General features: G+C 66.4%; 10 protein-coding genes and 2 pseudogenes. 6 read left to right on the forward strand and 6 right to left on the reverse strand.

Going from position 1 to position 9,473, the window contains the following annotated elements; all coding sequences use genetic code 11:
• Positions 1-365 precede the first annotated feature (365 nt).
• Positions 366-668 carry a hypothetical protein gene (locus tag ACFU8W_RS51315; RefSeq protein ID WP_384052715.1) on the reverse strand — a complete coding sequence of 101 codons (303 nt, stop codon included), beginning with the start codon at positions 666-668 and terminating at the stop codon, positions 366-368.
• A 7-nt stretch (positions 669-675) separates the two neighbouring features.
• Here ACFU8W_RS51315 and ACFU8W_RS51320 point away from each other — a divergent pair, with 7 nt between their 5' ends.
• Both ACFU8W_RS51320 and ACFU8W_RS51325 read left to right on the forward strand, forming a co-directional pair.
• On the forward strand, positions 676-996 hold the full coding sequence (locus ACFU8W_RS51320; RefSeq protein ID WP_384052716.1) for a hypothetical protein: 321 nt from the start codon (positions 676-678) through the stop codon (positions 994-996).
• Between the two features lie 9 nt (positions 997-1,005).
• Positions 1,006-1,518 (forward strand): hypothetical protein, encoded by a 513-nt coding sequence (locus tag ACFU8W_RS51325; RefSeq protein ID WP_384052717.1) that lies wholly within the window; start codon positions 1,006-1,008, stop codon positions 1,516-1,518.
• Positions 1,519-1,666: 148 nt separating this feature from the next.
• Here ACFU8W_RS51325 and ACFU8W_RS51330 read toward each other — a convergent pair whose 3' ends face one another.
• The 3 genes from ACFU8W_RS51330 to ACFU8W_RS51340 all read right to left on the reverse strand — a co-directional run bounded on the left by ACFU8W_RS51330 (position 1,667) and on the right by ACFU8W_RS51340 (position 4,814).
• Positions 1,667-2,392: a nucleotidyltransferase domain-containing protein gene (locus ACFU8W_RS51330; RefSeq protein ID WP_384052718.1), complete on the reverse strand. Its 726-nt coding sequence runs from the start codon at positions 2,390-2,392 to the stop codon at positions 1,667-1,669.
• A 186-nt stretch (positions 2,393-2,578) separates the two neighbouring features.
• The gene (locus ACFU8W_RS51335) at positions 2,579-2,890 is read right to left on the reverse strand and encodes a hypothetical protein (RefSeq protein WP_384052719.1); all 312 of its coding nucleotides are present in this window, start codon (positions 2,888-2,890) and stop codon (positions 2,579-2,581) included.
• Positions 2,891-3,143: 253 nt separating this feature from the next.
• Positions 3,144-4,814 (reverse strand): ISL3 family transposase, encoded by a 1,671-nt coding sequence (locus ACFU8W_RS51340; protein WP_384052720.1) that lies wholly within the window; start codon positions 4,812-4,814, stop codon positions 3,144-3,146.
• Positions 4,815-5,253: 439 nt separating this feature from the next.
• On the opposite strand from ACFU8W_RS51340, the gene ACFU8W_RS51345 reads away from it, so the two are divergent.
• Both ACFU8W_RS51345 and ACFU8W_RS51350 read left to right on the forward strand, forming a co-directional pair.
• The gene (locus ACFU8W_RS51345; RefSeq protein ID WP_384052721.1) at positions 5,254-5,571 is read left to right on the forward strand and encodes a helicase associated domain-containing protein; all 318 of its coding nucleotides are present in this window, start codon (positions 5,254-5,256) and stop codon (positions 5,569-5,571) included.
• Positions 5,572-5,836: 265 nt separating this feature from the next.
• Entirely contained in the window at positions 5,837-6,736 is a 900-nt protein-coding gene (locus ACFU8W_RS51350; protein ID WP_384052722.1) for a hypothetical protein, read from the forward strand.
• A 32-nt stretch (positions 6,737-6,768) separates the two neighbouring features.
• Here the strand turns inward: ACFU8W_RS51350 and ACFU8W_RS51355 are convergent.
• A pseudogene (locus ACFU8W_RS51355) lies at positions 6,769-7,853 on the reverse strand (integrase core domain-containing protein).
• Between the two features lie 134 nt (positions 7,854-7,987).
• On the opposite strand from ACFU8W_RS51355, the gene ACFU8W_RS51360 reads away from it, so the two are divergent.
• Positions 7,988-8,545 (forward strand): hypothetical protein, encoded by a 558-nt coding sequence (locus tag ACFU8W_RS51360; RefSeq protein ID WP_384052723.1) that lies wholly within the window; start codon positions 7,988-7,990, stop codon positions 8,543-8,545.
• A gap of 251 nt (positions 8,546-8,796) precedes the next feature.
• Here the strand turns inward: ACFU8W_RS51360 and ACFU8W_RS51365 are convergent, their stop codons facing one another.
• Positions 8,797-9,192: an Imm1 family immunity protein gene (locus tag ACFU8W_RS51365; protein ID WP_384052724.1), complete on the reverse strand. Its 396-nt coding sequence runs from the start codon at positions 9,190-9,192 to the stop codon at positions 8,797-8,799.
• 75 nt (positions 9,193-9,267) lie between these two features.
• Here ACFU8W_RS51365 and ACFU8W_RS51370 point away from each other — a divergent pair.
• Positions 9,268-9,381, forward strand: a pseudogene (locus ACFU8W_RS51370) (transposase family protein); the annotation flags it as partial.
• Positions 9,382-9,473 lie beyond the last annotated feature (92 nt).

A 9,473-nucleotide genomic window follows, 5' to 3' on the forward strand; every position in this document is an offset into this window, starting at 1 on the left:
GGACACGATGGAGGACAAGGCCGTCATCACGGCCACGGAGAAGACCCGCCGGTCGGACCGGTCGAAGACCGGCCCCACCCGGCCACGAACCAACCACCTCACGCCCAGGCGACGTGAGGTTCCCTCCCCAGCCAAGCCCACCGGCCCGGCCGGCCAGCGTCCGGAGGGACACGCACCAACGGGCCGAACCCGACTGCCCCGCGCAACCCACCGGCACCAGGGCATGACCACGATCAGCACACCCACCACCCGCCGACATCGGCCACGCGGAGCAGCACTGGGCGCAGGATTCCATCTCCACGCTCATGCCTCCCCGCCCAGGTGGGCAGAACCCATGCCAGACCATACGGCTCGCATGGGATCGCCTAGCTGATCAGAGACGCTTCGTAGTTGTAGAAGCCGTCGGCGCCTGCTGCCGATTCCTTGCGCAGGTCGGCGAGGAGGGGGGCGCACTCGGCCGATTCGATCGCCAGGGCAAGGTGGGACAGCTCCAGGGCGCGTACGACGGCGTGGGTGGCGCCCTGGTCGCGCAGCCACTGGGCGACGGAGATCTGGTCGAGGGCGGCTGCGTCCGGGTGGCTCCACGGGTCGTCGAGGTCCACGGTTGCGGCGAGTTCGGAGAACTGCTTCTCGATCGTGTCGTAGAGGTGGCGGTCGGCGGCGCTCATCCAGGCGGTGCACGGGCGATGCGGGCCCTATCCCGACATCGACGACCTCGACCGCGCGCTACGCAAGCTGTCGGGCGAGATGCGCGGCGTGGTCTCCGGTGACCGGCGCCGGCGCGAAGACCTCAAGTCGGGATGCCCGATGCCGGTCTGCGGGCATAACGAGGACAACCCCGCCGCGCCGAAGTGTGGCGGGAAGCTCACCTACGACCCGCGCAAGAGGCTCATCCGCTGCGACACCTGCCGCCGCGCGTACGGGCCCACCGACTGGGCCCAGCTCGGCGCTGCCGCTGGCCTCATCACCCTCCCGCTCACCCTCACGGCCGCCTAGGAGGCCCAAGTGATCTGCACCGAACCCCAGCCCGGCGATATCGGGCTGACCAGCATCACCGGCCCCGTCGGCCGGCTCATCCAGATCGGGCAGTGGCTCAACGGCGACGGCTTCGGCCCGTACGAGCACGCCTTCATCGTGCTGCCCGACAACCAGCTCATCGAGGCCGAGCCCGGCGGCGCCCAGGTCACCCCGCTGTCCGAGTACGACGACCGCGAGGTGCTGTACGTTTCGCCGGACGGGCTGACGCCGGCGCAGCGCGAGGCCATCGTCTCCTGCGCCCTCAAGTACCGCGACGTCCCGTACAGCTTCCTCGACTACGCGGCGCTCGCCGCGCACCGTTTCCACCTCCCGGTGCCCGGACTGCGCACCTATGTGGAGTCGACCGGGCACATGATCTGCTCCCAGCTGTGCGACCAGGTGTACATGGACGCTGGCATCCAACTCTTTGACGATGGGCGGTGGGAGGGCTACGTGACCCCCATGGATCTCTACGACCAGCTCGCCGACCCGACCCGATGAATACAGTGACCGGCCGACCCTACATCCACTGGTACGCCCAGGTGTTCGGCATCTACTACCGATGCTTCTGTGGGCACTGGGAGACTCGCCCGTAGGGCCCGGTGCTGTCGGGTAGGCCGGTCTCCCCGTGCGACTCCCAGGCATGACATCAGGCGTGCCAAGTGTGGGCGTATCCTTCGCGCAGCGGGCCACCGAACAGATCAAGAACATCCTCGACTGCGGCAGCCAATGATGCAGGGTCAGCCTTATCGGCCACAGCCCGGTGGCCATCAAGCAAGGCTTTGCCGCGCAGCGGATCCGCGGTCAATAGTCGGCGGGGCAGCCATTTACCGATGCCCGTCCAGGCACCGTGGTAGTCGGTGAGGAGGTGTGTCGCCTCCCGCAGGGTGAAGTCGGCCAGGGACAACTGTTCGTACCGGTCGGCTGGAGGGGTGTCGACCAGGTCGTCCAAATAACAGGTAAGGCTGTAGCGGCTTTGCTCCCGTTCCGCCGGAGTCAGGGGAGCAGGGCCGCCCGCGAGCACCGCTCGGGCCTGCCCACACGTTCGGCTCACATGTCCGTAGGGGTCCATCAGCGGCATCCCCTGGTCGTAGATGAAAAGGACCGTTCCCCGGCGGCGCGCCCTGTCCCACGCGAAGAACTCCGGCACGTCGGCCAGGGTGTTCAAGAACAGCTCAGCAAGGCGGCCCTCATGGCGGATCACCTCACGCCGACTGATGTCCGAGTCGGGCAGTAGGACCGCAACATCGAGATCGCTGCTCGACGTCGCTCGCCCCTGGGCAATCGAACCTCCCAGCACCGCGCCCAGGGCATCAGGGAAGTGGGCCGTGACCAACCGGAGTGCTTGGGCCGCGAGAGCGCCTTGATCATCCATGGGCACTCATCCTGCCACCCGAAGATAGGCCCGCCTCTGGACCGCCGCCTCTTTCGCCTGGCACTCCAGCCCAGCCGCAACCGGTACATGCACCCCCCGTGAGTGCCACGCCGTGGTGAGTGTCGACGGTCACGTAATTCGGCTCTGTCGGGGATCTTGTGATATCCCGTCGACAGGGACAGCGAGTCACTTCGCTGCCCGTCCTGTCGGCGTCACCGGCTCAAGGCGCAGAAGCTCCTCGGCAGAGCAGCCAGAGTCAAGGTCTTCTACCAGGCACAGATTGAGTCCGTGCTCGTCCCGCCGGACCTGAACTGACAGAAGACAGGAATCCTTCGGGTCGTCGATGCGCACAGAGATGGTGTCGCCGCTGGTGAACCTGTCATCGGCGAACATGGAACCCGCCTTGTCGGGCGAGCTGAAGAAGCTCCAGTGTCCGGTTGCAGCGTCCGGGCACGATGTGCCTCCCAGCATCGCACTGTTCAGGCGTTCCCCCGTCATGGCGAGGTCCTCCCCCAGGTGAAGACGAGCGCCGCCCGGACTACTCCACTCGCCGGTAAGCGCGGACCGGTCAACCCGGGCTATGTCTCCACCTGCATCGGCGCAAGCAACGCAGGCCCATGCCAACGCGGCGACCAGAGCCGCCCACCGTCTCACTGAAGTGCTCATCCACATCCCACCCACCCCGACTGAACGCGTTCAGAATAGACGGCAGGTTCAGGCGATCTCACAGCGGAAGGTCCCTGTCGCAGGGTCATGGGCCCAGAAGTACGCGTTGGCGTAGGAGGTCGAGATTTGCTCGTCCATAGGCCATGCGCTTGAGGAGTTTGACCCGGGTGACGTGACCCTCGACCTGCCCGGAGCTCCATGGGGTGGAGAGGCCGGCAGTGACGGCGTCGAAGTCTCGTCGTAGGCCGCTGACCAGGGAGTGCAAGGCAGGGAGGTCGTCGGCAAGGACACGGTCCATCCAGTCCGGGAGCTGGTCTCCCTGGAGGCTGTGGAGCATCTCGGCGAAGTCGTGGACGTGCCGTGCGGCGGCGTCGAGGTGAGGGCAGGCCCTACGGATCTCCTTCAATTCCGCGGCGTCGGCGGCCGCGAGGTGCTGGGGGTGCGTCATGATCCAGCGGACAACGCGGCGGGGCTTCGGGGCCGGCCTTGGCTGCGGCCGGGACACCGGCTGCAGCTTCCGGCCTGGCTGGCGGGCAGGTCTGAAGGCACGGAAGTAGCGGCGGAGGCACTGGATGCTCCCGGTGAATCCGCGCTCGCGCAGTTCGCGGTGGAGCTGGGGAATGTCGTGACAGCCCTCCACCCAGCGGGCATGGAGATAGGGCTTGTGCTCGTCAAGTACAGACAGTCGTCCGGTGGCTTTGACCAGCAGTTCGTCGAGGCTGCCGGCGCGGGCGAAGCGACGGACGGTGGAGTGGTCCAGCCGCAGCGTCCGGCCGATCGCCGCCAGCGACTTCCCCTCGGCCAGAAGTGCCTGGACTGCCTCGTATCTCTGGGTCGTGCGGGCCACCAGACGCCGGGGGCGGCCGCTGACGTCGAGAGTGCCGTCCGGCGTGACGAACGGCACGACCACCGCCTCAGACGGCTCCGGCGTGACCAGGTCCCTCGCGGTTGCCTCCGCCATGGCCGGGGTCGCCGCGAACGCGGCCCGGATGCAACCGTGGTGAGAGCCGACCGTCTTCTCCACCGCATCCGCGACGTTCCGCCACAGATGCCAGGCGTCGGCGACCTGCATCGCCTGCGGGGCACCGCTTCGGGCTCCCTCCGCGTAGGCGCCAGCCCGGTCCCGGCAGATCACCTCTACTTCCGGGTGGCGGCGCAGCCACGCAGCCAGCGGTTCAGCGTCCCGGCCGGGCAAGACGTCGACCGGGCGGCGTGCTTCCAGATCAACCAGGATCGTCGCGTAGGAGTCGCCCTTGCGCAGAGCGAAGTCGTCCACTCCCAGGAATCTGACGGCGCCGACCGGTGGCTGCGGAACCGAGCGGAGCAGGTCCAGCAACGCGTCCTTGGCAATGCGGATCCCGAGGGCCGCGGCCAGGCGGGCGCCGGGACGGCCCGCCAGGCACAGAGCGATCGAGGCGAGCATCGACCGCAGTACCTGTGTCTGTCGGGCATGTGGCCTGGTCAGCCCCTCGATCTGCTCGGCGAATGTCACGGCCGGGCACCGGCTGCTGAGACACTTGAACCGGCGCACGGTCAGTTCGATGACTACGGGGCTGCCGGCCACGGGCGCGTCGCCGAGCCGACGGACGTACCGGCCGTGCACCCGCCACGACGGCATACCGCACCCCGGGCATCTCACCGGCGACGTCTGACATCCCGCGCGAAGCGTGATGACCCCGGCCGTTCGCTTGATCGACTCGATGGCAACACCGGACAGATGCGGCAACAACCGCCCCAACACCCCTGAACCACACACCCGGAGACTGCCCAGCTCAGCCCTGCGACATCACAAGATCCCCGACAGAGCCGAATTGCATGACCGCCCACACCGTCCGGAACGGCGAACAACTCACCCTCACCGCCATAGCGATCCGCTACGCCTGAAGCCAACACCAAGCGACGCCGACCGCCTAGACCTCAACCTTCGGCACCAAACCCCCTGTCAAAACCTCCACGAACATGGACAAACAAACACCGTGCTGTATCGACCGGCAACCAACTGACCAGCACCATCACCAAAAACGACAGCGCCAGATCAGCATCTACGTCATCGCTCGAACCACTCACCACGACCAGCTGAACAGCACAGACAGCGCGCCATCACGGAACGAGCAGCGGAGCGCGCGGAGCAGCTGGCGGCGATCGCCCCGGACTGGAACTGCCCCTGGCCCCTCGACTGGCAGCGGCACTACAAGGTGCTCGCGGACCTGGTGGACGCCGGCGGCGTGCTGCCCGACATCAAGCCCGGCGTGCTCTTCGACGGCGACGACATCGGACGATGGCTCACGCGGCAGAAACGGCCGGGCACCTGGGCGCAGCTGTCCGCCGAACAGCAGGAACGGCTGACAGCGCTGGGCGTCAAGCCCGCTGAGGTGGTGCCTGGCGCCCCTGCGGCCACGCCTGCGGCGAAGGGCCGAGCAACGACGATTCGGTCCACGCGCAGGACGCCGGCCGGCAGGCCGACTCGTTGGAAGAGCTGCTGGACTCGCTCATGCGTTTTGACCGGCCTCTGAACTGGGCTACCTTGGCGCCCTGTTCACGATCGGAAGCCTCCTGGAGACTCGGATGTCCGCGCCTAACCCGGCCACTCCGCCCACCCCGCCCGCTGGGGCCAGCCCTTCTTCCACTCAAGGAGGAAGTCCGCTGCCACCGGCAACTTCGGGGGGCTCACACAGCCCGCCGAACGCAACAAGTGCACCGCCCGCAGGACCTCCGTCGGGTAGCGGGCCCGCACCTGCTCCTCCGGTGCCCCCCGCCCCACCGCAGACCCCTACAGACATGGTCGAACGCCGTGCGCGGCGCGCGGAATGGATCTCCTACTGCGGTTTCGCTGTCGGCGCGCTCGGACTCGTCGTCGCCGCCGTTGCCTTGATCCCTACGTTTCAAGGGGAGTCCCGTGAGCAGCAGAGCGCCGCGGAGGACAGGAAGGAGAAGAATGAAGAAGACGCCCTGGAGGCGGGGTTGCCGCTCAAACTGTCCCCGGGGGTTACGTACTACGGGCCGGGGTGGTACGTCAGTGGCACGTCGTACGGCAATGACCAGCTCAATGGGCAGCCCTTCACGCAGGATGGTGGGGCAGCCGTACCGAGTTGGGCTTGGCTCGCCAAGAACTGGACCCCACTGTCTTCAACCGGCGTCGCGGTCAGCGTCGAGAGCCAGTACAAGACGACCGTCCTCGTCCAAGGCCTGAAACTGCACGATGTCGACTGCCACGGCGCGGTGCCGAAGGGAACTCTGCTGCAGCCACCTACGATCGGGGACGGAGGGGAAGGAGCGCGGTCGGTCGACATGGGCATGAACGTCGATTCCAACCGCCCTGTCACCCGCGAGGTCGAGGGTCTCAGCCTTGGAGCGCCGTACACAGACCAGGTGGCCCTGGACAAGGGGGACGCCCGAGAGTTCAGAATCATCTTCAACACGCACAAGCGCGCATGCGCCTTCAAGGCCGACCTTCTCGTGAACTCCAAAGGCAAGCAGTACCGTCTTCCTCTGCCCGCTGAGTGGGACAGCGGAAAGGCCACCGGCTACACGTTCACCGTCGCACCGCCGAGCAAGACCTATCAGTCGCGCTACGTCGTGAGCAAGGACGACCAACTGATTGCGGTTCCGGAGAGCGACATCAAATGGACGGGCCAGACCCCCACGTACACAGGCAATGGCGAACTCAACTACTGGTGAGCCTGTGCCGTTCGGAAACTCGTCGCCGCTGATCAGGCGGCGTACCCGTACTCGTTTATGACGCCGCCGAGTACTCGGCGGCGGAGGACTCGGTGCGTAGTCAGCTCGGTTCTAGGTACCGGGTGCTCCTGCGCGAGGGGCGGAAGCTGTCCCCGAGCCTGATGTGGGCGATGGCCGTTGCAGTGTCGGGCGTAGGCGTCCAGGACCTGGCGGGCATGGGTCTCGTTCCAGATCAGCAGGTGGTCGAGGACTTCACGCCGAAGGGTTCCGACGCCCCGTTCACAGTGCGCGTTCATCCGAAGAGCCCGCGGCGCGGTCCACACGGCCTCGATGCCGTCGGCTGCGAAGACCGCGTCGAAGGACTCGGTGTACTTCGCGTCCCGGTCGCGGATCAGGAAGCGCAGTGACTCCAGGCGCAGGCCCAGCTCGACGGCGAGGTTGCGGGCTTGTTGCACGGTCCACTGCCCGGTCGGGTGCGCGGTCACACCAGCGATGTGCAGGCGGCGCGTGCCGTGTTCGAGGAAGACCAGCGCGTAGACCCGGCGAAGGTCGACCAGGTCGATGTGCAGGAATTCGCATGCGATGAGGCCTCGGCTTGCGCGGTCAGAAACTCGCGCCATGTCGGCCCGCTGCGGCGTGGGGCTGGATCGACGCCAGCGGCCGTCAGGATCTCCCAGACCGTCGTGGTGCCGATCGGATGTCCGAGGCGGGCGAGTTCGCCGTGGATCCGTCGACAGCCCCCACGCGGATTCTCCTGGGCCAGCCGCAGCACCAGCGCCTTCACCGCGCCGGCGGTCGGTGGCCTGCCTGGCCTCCAGCGGCGCTTGCTGTAGTCCCATTTGACCGCGATGAGCCTGCGGTGCCACGCGGGCAGGGTCGCGGGCGTGACCGGGAACACCCGCGCCCATCGGCGTCGCGGGAACAACGCGGACAGCGCAGCGAACCAGATCCGGTCCGACGGCTCGTACCGCACCGGACCGGTGAGCTGCCTGCGCAGCACCGCGTTCTCATGCCGCAGCACCAACAACTCGGCATCCCTGGCCGCGCGTCGACGCAACAGCACCGCCGGGACCGACAGCAGCCTCCGCGTAACCCGATACACCAGTGAGACGATCACCCGGACAGGGCTCCAGGAGGCCCTCCTGGCGCGCCAGACCCACTCTGAGCAGCAGCGACGAATTTCCGAACGGTACACCTTGTCAGGTCACTTCATTCACGGCCCCTTTCCGGAGCTTGCGAGGCAGCAGCGTCATGAACGAGCACGACATCCCCGGCCCCGTCTGGTTCGAGCCCGACCCGGAGCTGGAGGCCACCGAGGAGGGGCTTCGTTTTCTCGCCGCTCTCCGTGAGCGGGCGGAATCCGGCGCGTGGTCCTGCGATCCCGACGACACTTTCGCGAGCTTCGAGGTCTTCGAGAACCACACCGAACTCATGGTCACCCTGGAGCTCTACGATCCCGATTCCGATCCGGAAGCACACATTCTCACCGTGGGCGCGTTCTTCACCGGCTCCCGTCTCGCCGGAGGCGAATTCCGTGATCAGCTGTACACGCTGGAGCGGAACCCGGAAACGGCGATCGAGAGTTCTGGAACGCCCGAATTTCTCGCGGGGCGCGCGGCGGAGTGGTTCACCCGCATGCTCGAACTTCCCGTCCTGCGGAACGAGTTCGAGGTCGGTGGCCGGGTCGTGAACCGGCAGTGGGTGCTGGCCAGCACGGGTCGGGAACTGACCTCCCAGTTCCGCGTGCAGCCGGGTGACCCGCTGGCCCGTACGGTCCCGGTCCGGGGCGGCCGCGCGGCAGGGGCATAGTGGCGGCAACGCCACGGACAAGCCGACTGCAGAAGATCAACGGGTGCCGTAACCCGGTCAGCAGCCGCGAGGGCTGCTGACCGGAAGAGGCGGGTGCCGAACTGCTGCACTTCCACTTTGGTCAGATAGCTGTGGCTGCCGAAGAGCTCGACGTCTCACAGGCACTGCGTGAACTGACACAGCCTCACCACGGCACAACCACCGTGGTCCAGCAGGCCGCACCGCCTGGCCAGGACACCCCGGGCGTACCGTCACGCATCCCGGGCGTGAGCCGGCTGCTCCTGCCATTCGATACACGCAGGCTTTCGCCCCCCAGAGAGAAGAAACTCCTTTACCGCCTCACGCACAAGGGGGAGCGGAATTTCTGCCGACACAGGAAATTCTCTTGGATTTCCCACAAAGTGGTACACAACCTCTTCCCCCTGACTCTCCAAAACGCCAGTCGAAAGATAATTCTTGCCATCAATGAAGCTCACGATCCCGACCTGCCGTTCCTCGTTGACTCCAACCAGGAATTCGTGGTCCGGAAATCCAGAAGGGAGAAGTTCGCGCTGCTTGCTATAGAGGGTCGCCATAGTCTCGGACTCCTCCCCGGAGGCAAGGTAATCGATCATCGCATCGACATCCTCGGAGGAATAGATGACCATGGGCTCACCCGTATGCTGCCCTCTATAAAAAACCTCAACTTGAATCTTCGTCACTGTCCAGCCACCCCTACACGCCTGCTTGTCATCGCATACTGGCGAACCAACCTGACACTACGACAGCTCGCTCCGTTGTTCGGGATCTCGAAGTCGGCTGCCGACCGCATCATCGCCCACCTCGGGCCGTCTCTGAAGTTTCCCCGTGATCTTGGACACTCGTCGGTTATGCCGCGAGGGCGTGTTGATGCCGCTGCCTGGTCTCGGCTGGGGTGAGGTAGCCGAAG

The sequence above is a fragment of the Streptomyces sp. NPDC057565 genome, from assembly GCF_042801455.1.
GTDB lineage: Bacteria > Actinomycetota > Actinomycetes > Streptomycetales > Streptomycetaceae > Streptomyces > Streptomyces yanii.